We start from the raw sequence: 22151 nt of genomic DNA, 5'->3' as shown, positions 1-22151 counted from the left end.
AGAAACGACTGGCCAATAAAAAAACCACCCGACGCTTTCGCGAGGGGTGGTTTTTTTTAGTGCTACAGGGGCTGGATCAGACCTTGACGATCCAACCCGCTGGCGCTTCGATGTCGCCGGTTTGTACGCCAGTCAGCTCTTTGTAGAGCTTCTGGGTGACCGGGCCGACTTCGGTTTCGCTGTGGAACACATGCAGGTGGTCGTTGTAGCTGATGCCGCCGATCGGGGTAATCACGGCAGCGGTACCGCAAGCACCGGCTTCCTTGAAGTCGGACAGCTTGTCGATGAACACGTCACCTTCAACCACTTCCAGGCCCAGACGCGTTTTTGCCAGCTCGATCAACGACAGACGGGTGATGCCCGGCAGTACCGACGGCGAGTTCGGTGTGACGAACTTGTTGTCGTGAGTGATCCCGAAGAAGTTGGCCGAACCGACTTCTTCGATTTTGGTGTGGGTCATCGGGTCCAGGTAGATGCAGTCGGCGAAATGCGCCTTCTTGGCCTGGGAACCTGGCATCAGGCTGGCCGCGTAGTTGCCACCGACCTTGGCCGCGCCAGTGCCTTGTGGGGCTGCGCGATCGTAGCTGGAGATCAGGAAGTTGTGCGGGGTCAGGCCACCCTTGAAGTAAGCGCCGACCGGAATGCAGAAGATCGAGAAGATGAACTCGGGAGCGGTACGCACGCCGATGTTGTCACCCACGCCGATCACGAACGGACGCAGGTACAGCGCGCCGCCGGTGCCATAAGGCGGGATGAAACGCTCGTTGGCGCGGACCACTTCCTTGCAGGCTTCGATGAACTGTTCGGTTTCCACGAACGGCATCAGCAGGCGTGCACAGCTGCGCTGCATGCGCAGGGCGTTCTGATCCGGACGGAACAGGTTGATCGAGCCATCCTTGCAACGATAGGCCTTCATGCCTTCGAAGCATTGCTGGCCATAGTGAAGGGCAGTCGAGCCTTCGCTGATGTGCAGCACATTGTCTTCGGTCAGGGTGCCTTTGTCCCACTCGCCATTACGCCAGTGCGACAGATAGCGCTTGTCTGTCTTGATGTAGTCAAAACCCAACTTGTCCCAATTGATGCTTTCGTTACCCATGACACCCTCTATCGCTTAACAACCGCCGAAACGGTTCAAGGCTTCTGACGTTTTTCTGGATGGGGACAACAATACTTCATTCTGCGGGTATTTCGCAGCCTGCAATTCGATCTCTACGACTATCGATGCAACCTGATGTAGCAGCTGTCGAGCACCGCGAGGCAGCGTCCGGCGGCGTAGCCGTCGTAATCCGCCTGGCGCGGTGTGCCTGAGCGCACTGAGTGGCTGGTTTGCGACGACTTCGTCGCCGAACGCTGCCTCGCGGTGCTCGTCAGCTGCTACGGGATTTTGCGTCCGGGTTTAGAGGTGCAACGCATGCCCCAAGGCACGCAACGCCGCTTCCTGGACCGCTTCACCCAGCGTCGGGTGGGCATGGATGGTGCCAGCGATGTCTTCCAGCCGCGCGCCCATTTCCAGGCTCTGGCCGAACGCCGTCGACAACTCCGAAACGCCGACACCGACCGCTTGCCAGCCAACAATCAGATGATTGTCCCGACGGGCGACGACCCGCACGAAGCCACTTTTCGACTCCAGCGTCATCGCCCGGCCATTGGCCGCAAACGGGAAGCTGGACACGATACAGTCCAGACCGGCGGCCTTGACCTCGTCCGGGGTCTTGCCGACCACCACCAGTTCCGGGTCGGTAAAGCACACGGCAGCAATAGCGGTCGGGTTGAACTCGCGGGCTTTACCGCTGATCAGTTCGGCCACCATCTCGCCCTGAGCCATGGCCCGGTGCGCAAGCATCGGTTCGCCGCTCAGGTCGCCGATGGCGTAGACGTTGCGCATGCTGGTCTGGCAGCGGTTGTCGATCTTGATCGCTGAACCGTTCATGTCCAGGTTCAATGCTTCAAGGTTAAAACCCTGGGTATTCGGTTTGCGACCGACAGCCACCAGCACCTGATCGGTTTCCAGGTTCAAGGTGCCGCCGCCAGGCTCAAGTACTTGCAGGGTATTTTCAGCAGAATCAAAGCCTTGAACGCTATGCTTCAAGTAAAGCTTTACCCCGAGCTTTTTCAATTCTTCATGAACGGGCTGGGTCAATTCGGCATCGTAGGCCGGCAGGATACGCTCCTGAGCCTCGACCACGCTGACCTCGGCGCCGAGCTTGCGGTAGGCAATCCCCAGCTCCAGACCGATGTAACCACCACCGACCACGATCAGCCGTTTTGGCACGGACGTCGGCGCCAGGGCTTCGGTGGAGGAGATGATCGGCCCGCCAATCGGCAGCATCGGCAGGTTCACGCTTTTCGAACCGGTGGCCAGCACCAGGTGCTCGCACTGGATCCGCAGGTCGCCGACTTCGACGGTTTTGCCGTCGATGACCTTGGCCCAGCCTTCAATCACCTGGACTTTGTTCTTTTTCAGCAGCGCCGCAACGCCGGTGGTCAGGCGATCAACGATGCCGTCCTTCCACTCGACGCTTTTGTTGATGTCCAAAACAGGCGCCGAGACGCTGATGCCCAGGGCCGAATTTTTGCTGTGGTGTTGCGTCTGGTGAAACTGTTCAGCGACGTGGATCAGCGCCTTGGACGGAATGCAGCCGATGTTCAGGCACGTTCCGCCCAGCGATTGGCCTTCCACCAGAATGGTTGGAATGCCCAACTGGCCGGCACGAATGGCCGTTACATAACCGCCAGGGCCGCCGCCGATGATCAGCAGCGTGGTGTTCAAAGTCTGTTGCATGCCTTGCTCCACAAATGCTTATTCCACAAACAGCGTGGCGGGTTGTTCGAGCAAGCCGCGAACGGCCTGGATGAATTGCGCCGCGTCCATGCCATCGACCACACGGTGATCGAAGGAGCTGGAGAGGTTCATCATCTTGCGAATCACGATCTGGCCTTTGACCACCATCGGCCGTTCGACGATTTTGTTGACGCCGACAATCGCCACTTCCGGCAGGTTCAGCACGGGCGTGCTGACGATGCCGCCCAAGGCACCGAGGCTGGTCAGGGTGATGCTTGAGCCAGACAATTCATCGCGACTGGCCTTGCCAGTACGGGCCGCCGTGGCCAAACGGGCGATTTCGCTCGCACTGTCCCACAGGCTGCGGGCTTCGGCGTGACGCACCACCGGCACCATCAAGCCAATGTCAGCTTGCGTAGCAATCCCCACGTGCACTGCGCCGAGGCGGGTGATGACCTGGGCTTCGTCGTCGTAGCGGGCGTTGATCTGCGGGAAGTCGCGCAGGGCGACGACCAGGGCGCGGACCAGGAACGGCAGCAAGGTCAGCTTGCCGCGGGTTGCGCCGTGTTTTTCGTTGAGATGCGCGCGCAATTCTTCGACGGCAGTGACGTCGATTTCCTCGACATAACTGAAGTGGGCGGCGCGCTGGGTGGCGTCCTGCATGCGCTGGGCAATCTTGCGACGCATGCCGATGACCGGGATTTGCTCTTCATCGTTACGCTGGGCGTAAGCGGCGGCAGCGCTCGATTGCGGCTGCTGACCCTGCGCCAGATAGGCGTCGAGGTCTTCGTGCAGGACACGACCGGCAGGGCCGGTGCCGCGCACCAGACGCAACTGGATACCGAGGTCCAGCGCATGTTTGCGCACCGCCGGTGAGGCCAGCGGACGTTCATCGGCTTGGCGAGAGACCATCGGGCCTTGGCAAGCGGCAGCCGGACGTGGGGCCGCCAGCGGTTTGCTTTGCACCGCGGCTTCAACTTTCGGTGCCGCAATCGGTGCTTCTTTCACGGCAGCGGCAACCGCCGGCTGGGCCGACTCTTTAACGTTGCCCGCGCCTTCAACTTCAATGCTGATGAGGATGCTGCCGACCGCCATCACTTCGCCCGGCACACCGCCCAGCGCAATCACTTTGCCATGCACGGGCGAAGGGATGTCGACCATCGCCTTGTCGGTCATGACATCGGCCAGCACCTGATCCTCGACGACCATGTCACCGACTTTGACGTGCCACACCGACAATTCAACTTCTGCAATGCCTTCACCGATGTCCGGCATTTTAATAACGTGCGTGCCCATTCAGACCTCCATAACCCGATGCAAAGCCGCGCCCACACGGGACGGACCAGGGAAATACGCCCACTCTTGTGCGTGCGGGTAGGGGGTGTCCCAACCGGTAACGCGCTCGATAGGCGCTTCCAGGTAGTGGAAGCAGTGTTCTTGCACCAGGGCGACCAATTCGGCGCCGAAACCGCAGGTGCGGGTTGCTTCGTGGACGACTACACAACGGCCGGTTTTCTTCACCGACTTGACGATGGTGTCCAGATCCAGCGGCCACAGGCTGCGCAAGTCAATGACTTCCGCGTCGATGCCGGTTTCCTCGGCGGCTACTTGCGACACATACACTGTGGTGCCGTAGGTCAGGATGGTGACGTCCTTGCCCGGACGAGTAATGGCGGCGACATCCAGCGGCACGGTGTAGTAACCGTCCGGCACTTGTGCGGCCGGGTGTTTCGACCACGGTGTCACCGGGCGGTCGTGGTGACCGTCGAACGGGCCGTTGTACAGGCGTTTTGGCTCAAGAAAGATCACCGGGTCATCGTTTTCGATGGAGGCGATCAGCAGGCCTTTGGCGTCGTAGGGGTTGGACGGCATGACAGTACGCAGGCCGCAGACCTGGGTAAACATCGCCTCGATACTCTGGCTGTGCGTCTGGCCACCGTAGATGCCACCGCCGCACGGCATGCGCAAGGTCATCGGCGCGGTGAACTCGCCGGCCGAGCGATAGCGCAGGCGTGCCGCTTCGGAAATGATCTGGTCCGACGCCGGGTAGACATAGTCGGCGAACTGGATTTCAGCCACCGGACGCAACCCGTAGGCGCCCATGCCGACGGCGACGCCGACGATACCGCTTTCGGAGATCGGCGCGTCGAACACCCGGGAGGTGCCGTATTTGGTTTGCAGGCCTTCGGTGCAACGGAACACGCCGCCGAAGTAGCCGACGTCCTGGCCGAAGACCACCACGTTGTCGTCACGTTCGAGCATCACGTCCATGGCCGAGCGCAGGGCCTGGATCATGGTCATGGTGGTTGTGGTCATGGCGGTGTCCAACTGGATATTGTTGTTGTGGTCGTTCATGTCAGATCCCCAACTCTTGACGCTGGCGCTTCAAGTGCTCCGGCATCTCTTTATAGACGTCTTCGAACATGGTCGCGGCGCTTGGAATCTGGCCACCGGCGAGGGTGCCGTACTGTTCGGCCTCTTTCTGCGCCGCGATGACTTCGGCTTCCAGTTCGGCGCTGACGGCGACATGTTCCTCTTCGGACCAGTGGCCGATTTTCACCAGGTGCTGCTTCAGGCGGGCAATCGGGTCGCCCAGCGGGAAGTGGCTCCAGTCGTCGGCAGGACGGTATTTGGACGGATCATCGGACGTGGAGTGCGGGCCGGCGCGGTAGGTGACCCATTCGATCATGGTCGGGCCGAGGTTGCGGCGCGCTCGTTCGGCGGCCCAGGCAGAGGCAGCGTAGACCGCGACGAAATCGTTGCCATCGACCCGAAGGGAGGCAATCCCGCAGCCAACGCCACGACCGGCGAACGTGGTGGCTTCACCACCGGCAATCGCCTGGAACGTGGAGATCGCCCACTGGTTGTTGACCACGTTGAGGATCACCGGCGCCCGGTAAACGTGGGCGAAGGTGAGGGCAGTGTGGAAGTCGGATTCGGCAGTGGCACCGTCGCCGATCCAGGCCGAGGCGATTTTGGTGTCGCCCTTGATTGCCGACGCCATGCCCCAGCCCACACCTTGGACGAATTGGGTGGCGAGGTTGCCGGAAATGGTAAAGAAGCCGGATTCTTTGACCGAGTACATGATCGGCAACTGACGGCCCTTGAGCGGATCGCGCTCGTTGGACAGCAGTTGGCAGATCAGATCCACCAGCGGTACTTCCCGCGCCATCAGGATGCTTTGCTGGCGGTAGGTGGGGAAGCACATGTCGTCGATGTTCAAGGCCAGGGCCTGGGCACTGCCGATGGCTTCTTCGCCAAGGCTCTGCATGTAGAACGACATTTTTTTCTGACGCTGGGCGACCACCATGCGGTTGTCGAAGATCCGCGTCTTGAGCATGGCGCGCATGCCTTTACGCAGGATCTCTACCGGAACGCCTTCACCCCAGGGACCGAGGGCGTTGCCCTGGTCGTCGAGCACGCGAATCAGGCCCTTGGCCAGATCAGCAGTGTCGGCAGGTTCAACGTCGATGGCGGGTTTGCGCACCGTACCGGCATCGGTCAGACGCAGGTAGGAGAAGTCGGTTTTGCAGCCAGGGCGGCCCGATGGTTCGGGAACGTGCAGGTGCAGCGGTTCGTACGCTTGGTTCATGGCTTCTACGCTCGATCTTGTGAATTTCTTGTAGTGAGCTGACAGAGTTCCTTCGATAAAAGGAATCTTGTCCTACAACAATCATAGGCCCGGCCAAGAAGAATATTTATCTCTGTTTCGTTGCGTTGGAGACCATTTGAGGATAAAAAATCTGCACAAACATAAAAAACAGGTGTTTTTGTCTCATGCGTAAACTGGACCGTACCGATATCGGCATTTTGAACAGCCTTCAGGAGAATGCCCGCATTACCAACGCCGACCTCGCACGCTCGGTCAACCTGTCGCCGACGCCGTGCTTCAATCGGGTCAAGGCGATGGAAGAATTGGGCCTGATTCGTGAGCAAGTGACCTTGTTGGATGCCGACCTGCTTGGGCTGCACGTCAACGTGTTCATCCATGTCAGCCTGGAGAAGCAGGTGGAAGAGGCGCTGGCGCAGTTCGAAGAGGCGATCTCGGATCGCCCGGAAGTGATGGAGTGCTACCTGATGGCTGGTGACCCGGACTATTTGATCCGCGTGCTGGTGCCAACCATCCAGTCGCTGGAGCGATTCATGATGGATTTCCTCACCAAAGTCCCCGGCGTGGCCAACATCCGTTCAAGCTTCGCGCTCAAGCAGGTGCGCTATAAGACGGCACTGCCGTTGCCGGCCAACGGCCTGACCCTGGCCGGCTAGACCCAACCTGCGTAGCAGCTGCCGAGCACCGCGAGGCAGCGTTCGGCGGCGCAGCCGTCGCAAGCGGGTTCCTTCTGACAGACCGCCGACGCAGCCTCGCGGTGCTCGACAGCTGCTACAGCGTCAGAGTTTGTTCAGGGGGATTTTTCGGGTATGTCACGCGATTGTTTCGGCCAACGGCCTGACCCTGGTCAGCTAGACCCAAACTGCGTAGCAGCTGTCGAGCACCGCGAGGCAGCGTTCGGCGGCGCAGCCGTCGCAAGCGGGTTCCTTCTGGCAGACCGCCGACGCAGCCTCGCGGTGCTCGGCAGCTGCTACAGCGTCGGAGTTTGTTCAGGGGGATTTTTCGGGTATGTCACGCGATTGTTTCGGCCAACGGCCTGACCCTGGCCGGCTAAACCCAACCTGCGTAGCAGCTGTCGAGCACCGCGAGGCAGCGTTCGGCGGCGCAGCCGTCGCAAGCGGGTTCCTTCAGGCAGACCGCCGACGCAGCCTCGCGGTGCTCGACAGCTGCTACAGCGTCAGAGTTTGTTTATCGGGATTTTCAGGTACGTCACGCCATTGTCTTCGGCCGGTGGCAAATTCCCCGCCCGCACATTCACCTGGATCGCCGGTAGCAGCAGCGTCGGCATGCCGAGCCCTGCATCGCGCTGGGTGCGCATCGCGACGAAAGCCGCTTCGTCGATGCCGTCGTGGACGTGAATATTGCTTTTGCGCTGCTCGCCAACCGTGGTCATGCAACGGGATTCGCGGCCCTGGGGCGGATAATCATGGCAGACGTACAAACTCACGCTGGCGGGGAACGCCAACAGTCTGTGGATCGACGTGAACAGCTGATTGGCGTTGCCGCCGGGAAAGTCGCAGCGCGCGGTGCCCACGTCCGGCATAAACAATGTATCGCCCACCAGAATCACATCGCCGTCGATCAAGTAAGCCATGTCCGCCGGGGTGTGGCCGGGCACATGCAGCGCCGTGGCCTTAAGGTTGCCGATCATGAACGACTCGTCCGGGGCGAACAGATGATCGAACTGCGAACCATCGACACAAAACTCCGGTTCCAGATTGAACAGGGTCTTGAATACGCCCTGAACCTTGCTGATCGACTGGCCGATGGCGATCTTCCCGCCCAGCTCCCGGCGCAGGTAAGACGCGGCGGATAAATGATCGGCATGGGCATGGGTTTCCAGCAGCCATTGCACCTGCAATCGATGTTCGCGGACGAAGGCGATGATCTTGTCGGCCTGCACAGTCGCGGTGCGTCCGGCGGCCGGGTCGTAGTCGAGCACCGGGTCGACGATTGCGCAGTGCCCGCCATCGTGCTCATGGATCACGTAGCTGTAGGTCGACGAGGCAGGGTCAAGAAAAGCTTCAATCAAGGCAGGCATGGTGGCCGTTTCTTATAGGACAGGCCTTGAGGTTAGATTCATTTTCCCCTTGCTGACCAGCCCCCGATCAATTCCATGAAGGAAAAAAGCGGCGCGGGCTCTATCCTGTCAGTCATCGATACCGGGCGCTCCCGGCTTTTTTGTCACAGATCACGAGTGTTCTATGTTGCTGGCGAGTTTCTTTGGCGTGGTGATGGGGTTGGTGCTCGGGTTGACCGGGGCCGGTGGCGGCATTCTGGCGGTACCGGCCCTGGTGCTGGGGTTGGGTTGGACGATGACCCAGGCGGCGCCCGTCGCGCTGTTCGCGGTGGGCAGTGCGGCGGCTATCGGGGCCATCGACGGGTTGCGCCACGGACTGGTGCGCTATCGCGCGGCATTGTTGATTGCGCTACTGGGGGCGGTTTTTTCGCCGTTGGGCATTTTCTTCGCCCATCAGCTACCGGAAAAGTTGTTGATGATCCTGTTCAGCCTGCTGATGGTTCTGGTCGCCTCGCGAATGCTGCGCCGTGAGCGACACGATGAAGGACCGAGCGACCACGGCCACGCCAACTGGGGGCAGAAAAACTGCATGCTCGATCAACAGACCGGGCGGTTTTCCTGGACCGCCAAATGCACCGCGACGCTCGCCGCACTGGGCGCGGTGACCGGGGTGGTGTCCGGTTTGCTCGGAGTGGGCGGTGGTTTCCTGATCGTACCGGCGTTCAAGCAGCTGACCGATGTGCAAATGCGCGGGATCGTCGCCACGTCCCTGATGGTGATCAGCCTGATTTCCGCGATCGGCGTGGTCGGCGCGTATCAAGCCGGGGTGCGTATCGACAGCCTCGGTTACACCTTCATCGCCGCGAGCATTGTCGGCATGATCATTGGCCGAAAGCTGTGCGCGCGCGTACCCCCCCGGGCCCTGCAAACAGGCTTTGCCGCCATTTGCATCGTGGTCGCCGCCTACATGTTGTTCAGAACGGTCGCGTAGGGGGGGCTTACCCTCGCTATCTGAATCCCGACACTTCTCTCCTCCCATCGAAGCAGCTATCCGCTACCCAAGTAGCATACGTCCCAGCCCACCGGCTTCGTACACTCGTGCTCCATACAGGCGCACCCGCGGGAGGCCACAATGCAACAGGTCCAGAGCGAAGGCGTCGTCAGTGCAATGTCCCAGGCCACCGAGGCCCAGCAGGTGGCCCAGGAACTGGCGCGACAGTTGTTGCACCCGCACCTGGGGTTTGTGCTGTTCTTTTGCTCCGCCGAGTACGACTTGCAGGCACTGGGGCAGGCCTTGCAGGAAAGCTTCGGTGGCATTCGCCTGGTGGGTTGCACCAGTGCCGGAGAAATCACCCCGCTGGGTTACGGCCGCAACTGCGTGACGGCGGTGGGTTTCGACCATCGGCATTTTTCCATCGACGCCGAGCTGATCGACGAAATGGAACGCTTCAGCCTGATCGACGCCCAGCACATGGTCGAGCGACTGGTCAGTGGCTGTCGTAGCAATACCCTGGCGCCGATCAAGGGCAACAGCTTTGCCCTGACCCTGCTCGATGGTTTGTCCAGCCGTGAAGAAATGGTCCTCGCCGCCTTGAGCGCGGCATTGGGCGACATTCCTCATTTCGGCGGTTCGGCCGGTGACGATAACTACCTGACCCACACCCACGTGTACTTCGGTGGCAAGTTCCACAGCGGCGCAGCGGTGGTGGTCCTGGTCAATACCTGGCTCGACTTCGAGGTGTTCACCACCCACCACATCCTGCCACGGGCGGAAAAACTGGTGGTCACCGGTGCCGACAGTGCTTCGCGCCGGGTCTTTGAACTCAATGCCGAGCCCGCCGCCGAGGAGTACGCCCGCCACATCGGCGTACCGGTGGCGGAACTCGACCATCGAGTCTTCGCCGCGCACCCGCTGGCGGTGCGGATCAACGATCAGTATTACGTGCGGGCGATCCAGCAGGTTCATCCGGACCTCAGCCTGAGTTTCTACTGTGCGGTGGAGAACGGCATTGTGCTCACGGTCATGAGCCCGGGCCCGATGCTGCCGAACCTGCAAGCGTTGTTCGAGGGGTTGCAGGAACGCCTCGGCGATCTGTTATTGACCCTTGGCTGCGACTGTTTTCTCAGGCGCCTGGAATTGGAAGACGACGGCCGTCTGGAGCAGATCGGGGCGTTTTTGCGCGACCAGCGGGTGATGGGCTTCAACACCTACGGAGAACAGTTCAATGGCATGCACATCAACCAGACCTTCACCGGGGTTGCCATTGCCCGAGGCCGCTCCCTTGGACACCGTTGAGCTTGAGGCGCAGATCGCCAGCCTGCGCCACGAAAACCACAAACTGCAACGCATCAATGACGCGCTGATCGAACGGATCGAGTCAGGCATCACGCGGGGTAACGACCCGTACGCGGCGTTCCAGCATTCCGTGGTGTTGGCCGAGCAGGTGCGTGAGCGCACCGACGCCTTGAACCAGGCCATGGCCGAACTCAGGGCCGGTAATCATCTGCTCAGCGAAGCGCGGCTGCGGGCCGAAACCGCCCACCAACATTTGATCGATGCCATCGAGAGCATTTCCGACGCCTTTGTGCTGTTCGATGCCGAGCAACGGATCGTGCTGTTCAACAGCCGTTTCAGGGCGTTCTGGGGCATCAGCCGGGTGCGGATCAACGCCGGTATGCGCCTGGGCGAGGTTAAGCAGTTGATGACGAGCACTGGACTGTTCACCGAGGAGCCTCGGGGGCATACCGATGACAATCTGCTTTATCGCCTGCAGGACGGGCGCTGGCTGCAAGCCAGCGAGCGGCCCACCCAGGAAGGCGGGCGGGTCATCCTGTTTACCGACATTACCGACGTCAAGCTCAGTGAAGCCGTGCGACGTGAGCAAGCGGTGGCGCAGAAATCCCACTTGTTGCAACGGGCGGTCGACAACCTGTCCCAAGGTGTGGCGATGGTCAATGCCGAGGGGATTCTGGAGTTGTGGAACCGGCGTTTTCTGGAGCTCAGCGGCCTGGCGCCGGTGGCAGCCCACCGCCCGTTCGCCGAAGTGATCGCCGACAGCGAATTGGACCTGCTGACCCCGGCCAGTCGCGATTCAAACGGGCGGCACGTGCAGGAATGCGAACAACGTCTCTACGATGGGCGGGTGCTGGAAATTCGCACGCATCCGTTGCCCACCGGCGGCTTTGTCAACACCTTCACCGACATCACCGAACGCTATCAGCACGCCGAAGCGCTCATCGAAAGCGAGCGCTGGATTCGCCTGATTACTGACCATGTGCCGGCGTTGATCGCCTACCTAAATGCCGATCTGGTCTACGAATTCACTAATAAGGTCTACGAAGAATGGTATTGCTGGCCCCGCGGCGTGATGCTTGGGCAGAGCCTGCGGCAAGTGCACAGCGAAGAGCATTGCCAGCGCCTGGAAGCCTACGTGGCCCGGGCCCTGGCGGGGGAGAGCGTGACATTCGAATTCGCTGAAATAAACATCAACAATCAGGAGCGTTACATGCTGCGCTCCTACGTACCCAATCGCCTGGCCACCGGGGAAGTGGTGGGGATTTTCGTGTTGATCCGCGACATCACCGAGCGCCGACGCACGGCCGAGGCGCTGCATCAGGCCTATCAGAACCTAGAGCTGCGGGTGCGCGAACGCACGACCGAACTGACCACCCTCAATGACCAGTTACTGCGTGAAATCGACGAGCGTCGGCGCGTGGAGTCGCGCTTGCGCGAAGCCAAACAAGAGGCCGAGCAGGCCAATCTGTCGAAGACCAAGTTTCTCGCGGCCGTCAGTCATGACCTGCTGCAACCGCTGAATGCCGCGCGACTGTTTACCAGCGCTTTGCTGGAACGTCGGGAGCCGCTGGCCAACGCGGTTTTAGTGCGCAATGTCAGCAATTCCCTGGAGGATGTGGAAAACCTGCTGGGCACGCTGGTGGACATTTCCAAGCTGGATGCAGGGGTGATCAAGGCCGATATTGCGCCGTTCGCCCTGAGTGAACTGCTGGACAACCTCGCGGCCGAGTACACCCAGGTGGCCTGCAGTGAAGGCCTGGAATTGCATTTCATCCCCTGCTCAGCACTGGTGCGCAGCGATATTCAATTGCTGGCGCGGATTCTTCGCAACCTGCTGAGCAATGCCATTCGTTACACCTACAGCGGTCGGGTGGTGCTGGGGTGCAGGCGTCATCACCAGCGGCTATCGATCGAGATTTGGGACAGCGGCATGGGCATTGCGCAAGACCGTCTGAAAGAGATTTTCCAGGAGTTCAAGCGCGGCGACGTGCAGCGGCCGGACCAGGACCGTGGCTTGGGCCTGGGGCTGGCGATTGTCGAGAAAATTGCCGGGATCCTCGGCCACCGGATTCACGTGCGTTCGTGGCCGGGCAAGGGCTCGATGTTCTCCGTCGAAGTGCCGTTGAGCGCCACGGCGCCCAAGGCAATGCCGAGCCTGTTGATGAGCGAACCGATGCTGGAGCGTCTGCGCGGGGCCCGCGTGTGGGTGCTGGACAACGACGCGGCGATTTGTGCGGGTATGCGCACATTGCTTGAAGGTTGGGGGTGTCGGGTGGTGACGGCGTTGTCGGAGGAGGACCTGGCGCGGCAGGTGGACAACTACCATGAAGAAGCCGATTTGCTCATTGCTGACTATCACCTGGATAACGATCAGAACGGTGTCGATGCCGTGGCCAGGATCAACGCCCGCCGTGGCACGGCCATTCCGGCGATGATGATCACCGCCAACTACAGCAACGAACTCAAGCAGCAAATCCGCGAACTGGGCCACACCTTGATGCACAAACCGGTACGGCCGATGAAGCTCAAGACGGCGATGAGTCATTTGCTCGGCAGGCCTTGAATGCTCTGGTGCTTGTGCTGGCCCCTTCGCGAGCAGGCTCGCTCCCACATTGATCTGCATTGTGTACGACGCAGGTCCACTGTGGGAGCGAGCCTGCTCGCGAAGGGCGCGACGCGGTTAACGCCGCAGGTATGACCCGAAATCAATATCCCCGGCACTCAAAATCGCCTGCACCCGATTGTGCACGTTGAGTTTGCGCAGGATCGCCGAGACGTGGGCCTTGACCGTGGTTTCGGCGATTTCCAGGGTGTAGGCGATTTGTTTGTTCGACTCGCCCTTGGTCATGCGTTCCAGTACGAGTAACTGTTTGCGGGTCAGGGCCTGCAGCAGTTCCGGCGGGAAGCTCGGGGTATCGTTCATCCGGCGGGTGGGGCCGCTTTTTTGCGTGCGGATGATGTCCGGGGGCAGGTAGACGTTGCCGTTGAGAATCTGCTGGATGGCTTCGGTCATCTGAACACGCGGCGAGGATTTGGTGATGAACCCCACCGCGCCGTAGGTGATGGCTTGCAGCACGATCTGTTTGTCTTGTTCGGCCGAGACGATCACCACCGGAATGGTCGGGGCTTCGTTGCGCAGGTTGATCAGGCCGTTGAGGCCGTGCATGCCGGGCATGTTCAGGTCGAGCAGGATCAGGTCGAGGTCGTCATGGTCGTGAGTCAGCAGCAGGGCGCTGTCGAGATCGGCGGTCTCCATGACCTCGCTGCCCGGAAACCCATCGCTGATGACGTTGTGTATGGCTTCGCGAAACAGCGGGTGATCGTCGGCAATCAGAATTTTATACATAGCCTTTCACCTCATTATTTTGATTAGGGTGTGGCAACAACGCGCCAGCGTAAAGTTCACGGGAAGGGTTCAGGTTGGGCCGGCGCCACGGGAAGATTTGCCGCTTGCCAGGCGTCCAGGCCATCGCGATACCAATACAAAGACTTATAGCCCATCGCGGCGGCGCGTTTGACTGCGTTCCAGCTCAGCCAGCAATCGGCGCGGCAGTAGAAGACCAGCGGTTGCGCGAGATCGCCCGTGGTCAGGGTGTTCAGGTGACGCACAAAATAGTCGCGCCAGGCGGGCGTCAGGTCACCGTCGCCGGTATTGGCCAGCCAGTGGCTGCCGGGAAGGTTCTCATGGGGCTGGTCTTCGATGAAACGTCCTTCCAGCCATTGGCGGCGGTAAACGTCGATCAACACCGGACGCGGCGTGCGGGTCAGCAGCATTTGCAGGGCGACGGTATCGATGATGGCCGCGCCCTCGACCTGATGGGGCGTCGGACTGCGGTAAAGGCTGATGCGATAGCCGTCAGCCGAGAACAGGGCTGTTTCGGCGTGCGCGACGCCCGGCAGCAGGCCCAGCGATAGCGCAGCCAGAGAAGAGCGCAACAGACGATGTCGGGCACGCAACATGAGGTTCAATCCTTGTAGTTATGAACCCATTACATGCCAGCTACGGTGCGATTGGAATGCGACGATAGACAGGTAAACCAGTACTAAAGTAGTAATTTCGATGCCCACTGTAGGAGCGAGCTCGCTCGCGAAGGTGTGTCAGCCGACATCCATGCAGCTGACACACCATCGCGAGCAAGCTCGCTCCTACAACAAAGGGAAATGTGGGGTTAGTTGGATTTACGCAAGGCGGCGTGTTGCGGGTTGAAGGTGAGTACCGCCAGTAGCGTAAACAGCAGCGTCAGCCCCATGCACACCGCCAGCGCCAACGGATTGAAGCGTTCATACAGGGCAAACCGCACCAGCTCCACCGCGTGAGTAAACGGGTTCAACACGCACAACCAATACAACCATTCACTGGACTCGCGCATCTTCCACAACGGATACAGCGCCGACGACAGGAAAAACAGCGGGAAGATCACGAAATTCATCACCCCGGCAAAGTTCTCCAGTTGGCGGATGGCGTTGGACAGCAGCAGGCCCAGCGCGCTGAGCATCAACGCCACGAGCAGTAATGCCGGCAATGCGATCAACACACCCATGGCCGGCGGTTGCACGCCGTACACCCAGGCAATCGCCAGGAAGGCATACACCTGCAACAGCGAAATCAGGGAGGTGGCCAACAGTTTGCTGCACAGCAGAAAGGTTCGGGGCAGGGGGCTGGTCAGCAGCACCCGCATACTGCCCATCTCCCGGTCATAGACCATCGACAGGGAACCTTGCATGCCGTTGAACAGCAGGATCATGCAGGCCAGCCCCGGAATGATGTAGACCTCGTAGGGAATATAGGTGTCGTAGGGTTCGATGATCGCGATGCCGAGTGCTGCTCGAAAACCGGCCGCGAACACCAGCAGCCACAACAGTGGCCGCACCAGAGCACTGAGAAACCGCGTGCGTTGCAACACAAAGCGCAGCCATTCGCGCAGTACGATGCCGCTGAAACAGTGCCAATACGCATTCATCGGGCGGCTCCTGAGGTTGTCAGTCGAGCGAAGGCTGAACCGAGGTCGCCCCCGTGTTCCAGGCTCAGGGCATCCGCTTGTCCGCTGGCCACCAAGCGTCCTTGATGCAGGATCAACAAATCGTCACTGGCCTGCACTTCGTCAAGCAGGTGAGTGGTCCAGAGCACGCTGATCCTTTGCTCGCGGCACAGGCTGCGGAGGTGGTGATTGAGGGCTAGCCGACTGGCCGGGTCGAGACCGACGCTGGCTTCATCCAGCAGCAACAAACGTGGTTCGTGGAGCAACGCCCGGGCGATTTCCACCCGGCGGCGATGGCCGCCATTGAGTTCGCGCACTTTTTCGCGACGGCGTTCGGTCAGGGCCTGGCGGGCCAGTTCAGCCTCGACCCGCAGACCGGTCTGACGCCGGGACAGGCCATGCAGCGCAGCGTGATAACGCAGGTTTTGCTCGACACTGAGGTCCAGGTCCAGAGTGCTTTGTTGAAACACCACGCCCAATTGCTTGAGCGCCGGGCGCGGTGCATCGCGTAACGAGCAGCCGCCGACCCGGATATCCCCGCGTTGCAAATCGTAGAGCCGGGTCAGCAGCGCAATCAGCGTCGATTTACCCGCACCGTTCGGCCCCAGCAGCGCCGCAAAACGCCCGGGCGCCAAGTTGAAACTCACCTGACGCAAGGCCTCTTTCGCCCCATAGGCGAAGCTCAGCTCGCTGACCTCCAGTGCGTTCATGGCGTCACCACCACGCCCCACGGATAGCGCCCGACCTTGATCGATTTGCTGACCTTGAGACTGTCGACATCGATCACCGAGACGTCGCCGCTGACGCCGTTAGTGGCCAGTAATTGCTTCTGATCGGGAGTGAACGACATCTGCCAGACGCGCCGGCCCACCAGCAGATAATCGAGCACTTCAAAGGTCTTGGCGTCGACCACCGCCACATGGTTGGCCGGGCCGAGCGCGACGAAGCCGTACTTGCCGTCGGCGCTGAGCTTGATGCCCACTGGCTGGACCTTGTCAGGATGCACGCCCTTGATCTGGAAGGTCACGGTCTTGAGGATCTTGCGGGTCGCTACGTCGAGCACTGTCACCGTGCCGCCGATTTCCGCCGAGGCCCAGAGTTGCGAGCCATCGGGCGAGAACTCGGCAAAGCGCGGCCGCTGATCCACAAGGGTGCTGTCGGCCAGGGTCTGGGTGCTGGTGTCGATCCAGTGCAGCATGTTGGTGGTTTCGCTGGTGTTCACCGCCCATTTGCCGTCGGGACTGACCGCCATGCCTTCCGGTTCGACGCCGACGTTGATCTGGCTGAGCACTTTGGAGGTTTCGGTGTCGATCACCGTCACCAGCGCATCGTCTTCGTTGGAAACGTAGAGCCAGCGATTATTCGGGTGCAGGGCAAATTGCTCGGGGTCCTTGCCCGACGGCAGTTCCTTGATGATCTTGCGCGTTGCCACGTCCATCACCTGGACCCGGTCCGAATCGCTGGCGCAGATGTACAGCAGCTTGTTGTCGTGAGACAGCAACAGACCGCGCGGGCGCTGGCCAACGGGCAGGGTGTCGGTGACTTGCAGGGTCTGCATGTCAATCAGGCTCAGGCTGTTGTCCTTTTCGTTGGAGACCCAGGCGGTGCTGGCCACGGCGTGCCCGGCGGCAAGCAGCAGGGCGCATGAGAGCAGGGTGCGGCGCATGGCAGATTCCTTTGTTGTTGTGATTGTCGGATCAGGGAAAGCGGCAACTGACCTCGGGCTTGTCGTAACCCAGGCTGTCCATCTCGTTGAACGGGTGCAGAAAGCCGTCCTGCGGCGAGGTGCTGACCAGCGCCCGGGGTTGCACAATGGGAATTGGCTGGCGCAGTTGGCCGTTCCATGGTCGATAGCTGAGCTTGCGACCCTTGAAACCGTCCAGCGGCAGTTGATCGCTGATCTCAAGCGTGCGGATCGCCATCGGATCGACCTGGCGCAATTTGCTCACGGCGCTGGCGATGCTGCGCACTGCCATCCACGCAGCGAAATCCCGGTCATTCATCCAGCGCCCGGCCGTCGCTTCAAAGCGTTTTTGCAATTGGGCGGCGCCGTAGGTTTCCACGGTTTTGTGCCAGCCCACCGGGGTCAGCCCTTGAGTGCCGGCGACCGGGCGCGGGTACCAGGTCTGGTAGGGTACGTATTCGCCGAAATCGCCGCGTTCATCGGCCACCAGCACGACGTCGTATTCGGCGGTCTGGGTGAACAGCGGCATGTCGGCCTGGGCGCTGCGGCGTTGATCGTTGTCGAAACTCCAGGCTTTTTCCGCCACCAGTTGCAGGCCGAAGCGTTTGGCGGCACGGCGCAGGGCGGCAGCGTAGGCTTGATCGTCCGGGGTCGGGCCGACGATCAGCAGTGCCCGTTGCCATTTGCGCACCACCAGGAATTGCGCCAGCGCATCGGCCAGCATCGCCCGGCTTGGCAAGCTGTGCAGCACGTTGGGCAGGCAATCGGTGGTGCGCAAGCTGTCGTCCGGGCTGCCGGCGTTGAACAGCAGGCTGTCGGGCAGCACCGCGCTGAGCCGGCGCAGGGTTTCCACCGGCGCGTTCACCACAAATAGCCGCAGGCCTTGTTCGTGTTGAGCCTTGGCCGCGTCGATCAGCGCATCCGCGCTGTCGGCGCTGGCATTGACGAGGCTGTAGCTGTGGTTGAGAAAGCGCCCGGTGCTGTTGCTGTCGGTGATCGCCAGTTCGGCGCCGCGCAGCCCGGCATCGGTCGGTTCGGGAATGATGTTCGACAGCAGCGGCCCCGGGTCGGGTTGATAGCCCAGATAGCCGATCCGTACCTGCAACGGCGCGTCTGCGGCCTGACTCTGGGTCGCCAACCCGGCGGCGCAGGCAATCGCCAACAGGTAGATCAAGGCGTAAGGGGCAAGCTGGCGCATAAGGCACTCCATTACAGGTAGCGCCAGCATAGGAACCCTGCGGCAGGGATGAAATATGCAGAAAGTATCGGAGAGCCAGTACCAAGGTCGTAGCTCACCCCGCAAAACGCAGCCGTAACTCAATTTTGTAGCAGCTGGCGAAGCCTGCGTTCGGCTGCGCAGCAGTCGTAAAACCTGAGCGCGAGGTCTTCCTGAAACACCGCGTCGCCTGATTTCACGACTGCTGCGCAGCCGAACGCAGGCTTCGCCAGCTGCTACAGATCGCGTTACGGCCACTCGCCCTACTACCAAGGAAGTAGGCGGCGACCACCAAAGCAGCATGGGTTCGACGCAACGGCATTCCTAAGATGGGTGCCATAGCCTCTGCCAAGAGGTTTTGCGTGCAATCCTGAGGGCATAACAATGACAACAAAACGCAACGCCTTACTTGTTGCCGGACTGCTGGCCGGTTTTATCAGCGCAGGCTCTGTCTGGGCCCACGGCAACGTGGTGCCGCAAGCGGTCGAAACCCCGGGCCTGACCCCGATCAAGGACGCCGGCGTGCCGGTCGATGCCGACGGTTGGGCGCAGGTGAACCCTTACCGTTCCTCGCCGCAACACGATAAAGCGCTGGAAATCGGTTCTTCGGCCTACAACCAGAACTGCGCGGCCTGTCATGGCCTGGAAGCCAAATCCGGCGGCATCGCCCCCGATTTGCGCCTGCTGGATGTCGGCGACGCCGGTGATGAATGGTTTGTCGAGCGGGTCCGCAATGGCGCGGTGCGAGACGGCCGGGTGTACATGCCGAAAATGGCCGATTACCTGAGTCAGGAAGCCTTGTGGGCCGTGCGGACCTACCTGGACAGCGTGCACGTCGAGGAGTAATTCATGCGCCTGCTCGCCGTGTTGATCAGCGCCGTGTTGCTGTGCTGCCAGGGGGTGCAGGCGCAGGTCCGTACCTTTGACCAGATGATCGCCGCCGGGGAACTGAAAGTCGCGGTCTACAAAGACTTCGCGCCCTACAGTTTCGAAGACGCCGGCCAGCCGCGAGGGGTGGATGTCGAACTCGCCGAGGCATTGGCCAAGGCACTGGGCGTGCACCTGACGCTGATCTGGGCACCGGCCGGCGAGAAACTCGATGACGATTTGCGCGACTACATCTGGCGGGCCAGCCAGTTGCACAACCAGCAACTGGCCGACCTGATGATGCGCGTGCCGTACGACCGCGACTACTCGCAAAAACGCAATGAACTGGGCGAGCTGGAGAACGACCACGTGGTGATGTTCGGCCCGTACCAGAACGAGCAATGGCAGGTCGCCTATGATCGGCGCCGGCTGGACTCGGTGGGCAGTGTCGCGGTGTTCGAGCAGCACCCGATCGGTGTCGAAGTCGACAGCGTGCCGTCGTTCTACCTGACCTCGGTGTTCAACGGCATGCTCGCCGGCAAAACCCACCATTATTCGGGTGTGCCCCAGGCGTTTGCCGCGATGAAGGCCGGTGAAGTCGACGCGGTGATGGCCATGCGCGGCGAGATAGACTGGCAAGTGCATGAAGCGGCCGACCCGCAAGTGGCATTGGCCGAAAATGCCTACCCGAACATGGGCAAGCAGATCTGGGAAATCGGCATGGCGGTGCACGAGAGCAACCGCCAACTGGCTTACGCCGTGGAAGAGGCGCTGGAAGCGTTGATCCGCGACGGCTCGGTCAAAGCCATTTATGCCCGATACGGCCTGCGGTATGACGTGCCCGAGATGTACCAATAGTGAACTGGCCAGTGAGTTGCCTGTTGGCCTGTTGGCTACCCATCGCCGCGCAGGCGGCGCAGATCGAGCCGGGGAAAGACCCGGTGCCGTCAGTGATGTGGGACTTCTATCACAAGCAGATGCTCGGTGATGCGCCGTTCGTTTTCGATGAGCGGGTCAAGCTGCTCGCACCGCCGTTCGCCGAAGACGCGCGGCAAGTGCCCCTGGAAATTGACGCCCGGGCGTTCAAGGGCGAGGTGGTGAAAATTCTCGCCTGGGCCGAACTTAATCCCTTGCCGAAAATCGTCGATTTCCAACCCGTGGATCGCGTGCTGCCCTGGCTGTCGATCCGCATCCGTATCGAACAAGCCACACCGTTGCGTGCCGCCGTCCTGACCCGCGACGGGCTCTGGCACGTCGGCTCGACCCTGATTGACGCGGCGGGTGGCGGATGCACGGCGCCCAGCGTGGTGCGCAGCCAGCCCGGCTGGCAGGAGCACATTGGCGAAGTGCTGGGCGCTCGCTTCCCCCGTGGTGAGTTCAGCCGCTTGCGCTTGCAGGTGGCGCATCCGATGGACAACGGCATGGTCAGCGGCATCCCGGAATTCTTTATCAACCATGCCGAGCTGCGGGATCAGAACGGTCAGGTGCTGGCTCGCCTTGAACTGTTTCCCGCCGTCAGCGAAAACCCCAGCCTGACCTTCGACATCGAAGGGGCAGGGCAGACGCGCCTGTTGCTGCGAGATAACAGCGGCAATCAATTCGATGCGGCCATACCCTGACCCCGAGGAGCGCATCATGCGCTGGATGCTGTTGTTGTTCATGAGCCTGAGCCTGAGTCTGCCGGCCCTGGCCGACCTCGATTACGTACTCAAGCCTCGGCAAATCGCCGAAGACACCTGGCTGCTGGAAGGCAGCACCGACAATTTCGCCAAGGCCAACGGCGGCAACATCGTCAACACCGCTTTCATCGTCACCGAACGCGGCGTGGTGGTGATCGATACCGGGCCGTCGAAGCGCTACGGCGAGGCCATGCGCAAAGCGATTGCCGCGACCACCGACAAGCCGGTGATCCAGGTCATGCTGACCCATCATCACCCCGACCATGTGCTGGGCAATCAAGCCTTCAGCGACGTGCCCATCGGCGCGCTGGCCGACACCACCGCGCTGCTGCATCAACAGGGCGATGCCATGGCCGAGAACCTGTATCGGTTGGTGGGCGACTGGATGCGCGGCACCGAAGTCGTGTTGCCGTCCGAGACGCTGACACCCGGCGTGCGACATTTTGGGAATCACGATCTGCGCCTGCTGAGCCTGGGTGGGCACACCGGCGCGGATCTGGCTATTCTCGACCAGCAAACCGGCGTGCTGTTTGCCGGGGACCTGGTGTTTTATCAGCGTGCGCTGACCACGCCCAACAGCCCCGGGCTGTCGGTGTGGCTGGCAGACATCGCGACTTTGCAAGGCTTGCCGTGGACGCTGATCGTGCCCGGCCATGGGCCGGTGGCCACGGACTCAACGCCCTTCGAGCAAATGCGCGACTACCTGACCTGGCTCGACCAGCTGATGCGTGACGGCGCCGCCAACGGCAGCGACATGGCCGAGCTGATCCGCAGTCCCATCCCCGAACGTTTCACCGGCATCAACCTGAGCCGCTACGAACTGATCCGCAGCGTCAGCCATTTGTACCCGCGTTACGAACGCGCACAAATGACCCGAGTTGATTCCAAACCCTGATTGACCCCACAACCTGTAGCAGCTGGCGAAGCCTGCGTTCGGCTGCGAAGCAGTCGTCAATCCTGCCACTTCGATTTACCTGAAACACCGCGGTGGCTGATTTTACGACTGCTTCGCAGCCGA

The 22151-nt window shown here is 61.1% G+C and carries 20 protein-coding genes; 8 read left to right on the top strand and 12 right to left on the bottom strand.

Annotation, left to right across the window (positions count from 1 at the left end):
- Positions 1-76 precede the first annotated feature (76 nt).
- The 5 genes from ACM6IR_RS19685 to ACM6IR_RS19665 form a co-directional block, all read right to left on the bottom strand.
- Positions 77-1096, bottom strand: a complete 1020-nt coding sequence (locus ACM6IR_RS19685; RefSeq protein ID WP_414909237.1) for a branched-chain amino acid aminotransferase — start codon at positions 1094-1096, stop codon at positions 77-79.
- A 300-nt stretch (positions 1097-1396) separates the two neighbouring features.
- Positions 1397-2782 (bottom strand): dihydrolipoyl dehydrogenase, encoded by a 1386-nt coding sequence (gene lpdA / locus ACM6IR_RS19680; protein ID WP_414909236.1) that lies wholly within the window; start codon positions 2780-2782, stop codon positions 1397-1399.
- A gap of 18 nt (positions 2783-2800) precedes the next feature.
- A complete protein-coding gene (locus ACM6IR_RS19675) occupies positions 2801-4078 on the bottom strand; it encodes a dihydrolipoamide acetyltransferase family protein (RefSeq protein ID WP_414909235.1) in 1278 nt (425 codons plus the stop codon).
- Complete coding sequence (locus ACM6IR_RS19670; RefSeq protein ID WP_414909234.1) at positions 4079-5137, bottom strand: alpha-ketoacid dehydrogenase subunit beta; 1059 nt, start codon at positions 5135-5137, stop codon at positions 4079-4081.
- A gap of 1 nt (position 5138) precedes the next feature.
- Positions 5139-6374, bottom strand: a complete 1236-nt coding sequence (locus tag ACM6IR_RS19665) for a 3-methyl-2-oxobutanoate dehydrogenase (2-methylpropanoyl-transferring) subunit alpha (protein ID WP_414909233.1) — start codon at positions 6372-6374, stop codon at positions 5139-5141.
- A gap of 185 nt (positions 6375-6559) precedes the next feature.
- Here ACM6IR_RS19665 and bkdR point away from each other — a divergent pair, with 185 nt between their 5' ends.
- Positions 6560-7048, top strand: a complete 489-nt coding sequence (gene bkdR / locus ACM6IR_RS19660; protein WP_414909232.1) for a Bkd operon transcriptional regulator BkdR — start codon at positions 6560-6562, stop codon at positions 7046-7048.
- Between the two features lie 521 nt (positions 7049-7569).
- Here the strand turns inward: bkdR and ACM6IR_RS19655 are convergent.
- A complete protein-coding gene (locus ACM6IR_RS19655; RefSeq protein WP_414909231.1) occupies positions 7570-8433 on the bottom strand; it encodes an MBL fold metallo-hydrolase in 864 nt (287 codons plus the stop codon).
- Positions 8434-8596: 163 nt separating this feature from the next.
- Here ACM6IR_RS19655 and ACM6IR_RS19650 point away from each other — a divergent pair, with 163 nt between their 5' ends.
- The 3 genes from ACM6IR_RS19650 to nahK all read left to right on the top strand — a co-directional run bounded on the left by ACM6IR_RS19650 (position 8597) and on the right by nahK (position 13271).
- A complete protein-coding gene (locus ACM6IR_RS19650) occupies positions 8597-9403 on the top strand; it encodes a sulfite exporter TauE/SafE family protein (protein WP_414909230.1) in 807 nt (268 codons plus the stop codon).
- Positions 9404-9544: 141 nt separating this feature from the next.
- Entirely contained in the window at positions 9545-10708 is a 1164-nt protein-coding gene (nosP, locus tag ACM6IR_RS19645) for a nitric oxide-sensing protein NosP (RefSeq protein WP_414909229.1), read from the top strand.
- Positions 10677-13271, top strand: a complete 2595-nt coding sequence (gene nahK / locus ACM6IR_RS19640; RefSeq protein WP_414909246.1) for a hybrid sensor histidine kinase/response regulator NahK/ErcS' — start codon at positions 10677-10679, stop codon at positions 13269-13271. Before nosP ends, nahK begins: the two co-directional genes overlap by 32 nt.
- 117 nt (positions 13272-13388) lie before the next feature.
- Here nahK and ACM6IR_RS19635 read toward each other — a convergent pair whose 3' ends face one another.
- The 6 genes from ACM6IR_RS19635 to ACM6IR_RS19610 form a co-directional block, all read right to left on the bottom strand.
- Positions 13389-14054 (bottom strand): response regulator, encoded by a 666-nt coding sequence (locus ACM6IR_RS19635; RefSeq protein WP_414909228.1) that lies wholly within the window; start codon positions 14052-14054, stop codon positions 13389-13391.
- Between the two features lie 56 nt (positions 14055-14110).
- A complete protein-coding gene (locus ACM6IR_RS19630; RefSeq protein WP_414909227.1) occupies positions 14111-14668 on the bottom strand; it encodes a PQQ-dependent catabolism-associated CXXCW motif protein in 558 nt (185 codons plus the stop codon).
- Positions 14669-14877: 209 nt separating this feature from the next.
- Complete coding sequence (locus tag ACM6IR_RS19625) at positions 14878-15669, bottom strand: ABC transporter permease (RefSeq protein WP_414909226.1); 792 nt, start codon at positions 15667-15669, stop codon at positions 14878-14880.
- The gene (locus ACM6IR_RS19620) at positions 15666-16397 is read right to left on the bottom strand and encodes an ABC transporter ATP-binding protein (RefSeq protein WP_414909225.1); all 732 of its coding nucleotides are present in this window, start codon (positions 16395-16397) and stop codon (positions 15666-15668) included. The genes ACM6IR_RS19625 and ACM6IR_RS19620 overlap by 4 nt, the downstream gene beginning before the upstream one ends.
- Positions 16394-17353: a YVTN family beta-propeller repeat protein gene (locus tag ACM6IR_RS19615; protein ID WP_414909224.1), complete on the bottom strand. Its 960-nt coding sequence runs from the start codon at positions 17351-17353 to the stop codon at positions 16394-16396. Before ACM6IR_RS19615 ends, ACM6IR_RS19620 begins: the two co-directional genes overlap by 4 nt.
- Positions 17354-17384: 31 nt before the next feature.
- The gene (locus ACM6IR_RS19610; protein ID WP_414909223.1) at positions 17385-18569 is read right to left on the bottom strand and encodes an ABC transporter substrate-binding protein; all 1185 of its coding nucleotides are present in this window, start codon (positions 18567-18569) and stop codon (positions 17385-17387) included.
- A 402-nt stretch (positions 18570-18971) separates the two neighbouring features.
- On the opposite strand from ACM6IR_RS19610, the gene pedF reads away from it, so the two are divergent.
- From pedF to ACM6IR_RS19590, 4 genes are read left to right on the top strand one after another with little or no spacing between them, the layout of a single operon-like run.
- Complete coding sequence (gene pedF, locus ACM6IR_RS19605) at positions 18972-19433, top strand: cytochrome c-550 PedF (RefSeq protein ID WP_414909222.1); 462 nt, start codon at positions 18972-18974, stop codon at positions 19431-19433.
- Between the two features lie 3 nt (positions 19434-19436).
- The gene (locus ACM6IR_RS19600) at positions 19437-20312 is read left to right on the top strand and encodes a substrate-binding periplasmic protein (RefSeq protein ID WP_414909221.1); all 876 of its coding nucleotides are present in this window, start codon (positions 19437-19439) and stop codon (positions 20310-20312) included.
- On the top strand, positions 20312-21073 hold the full coding sequence (locus ACM6IR_RS19595) for a quinoprotein dehydrogenase-associated SoxYZ-like carrier (protein ID WP_414909220.1): 762 nt from the start codon (positions 20312-20314) through the stop codon (positions 21071-21073). The genes ACM6IR_RS19600 and ACM6IR_RS19595 overlap by 1 nt, the downstream gene beginning before the upstream one ends.
- 16 nt (positions 21074-21089) lie before the next feature.
- The gene (locus ACM6IR_RS19590) at positions 21090-22028 is read left to right on the top strand and encodes a quinoprotein relay system zinc metallohydrolase 1 (protein ID WP_414909219.1); all 939 of its coding nucleotides are present in this window, start codon (positions 21090-21092) and stop codon (positions 22026-22028) included.
- The last annotated feature ends 123 nt before the right edge of the window (positions 22029-22151 follow it).

Source organism: Pseudomonas sp. IT-P253 (assembly GCF_949768125.1).
Classification (GTDB): Bacteria; Pseudomonadota; Gammaproteobacteria; order Pseudomonadales; family Pseudomonadaceae; genus Aquipseudomonas.
This window is presented reverse-complemented; position numbering and strand designations above follow the sequence as displayed.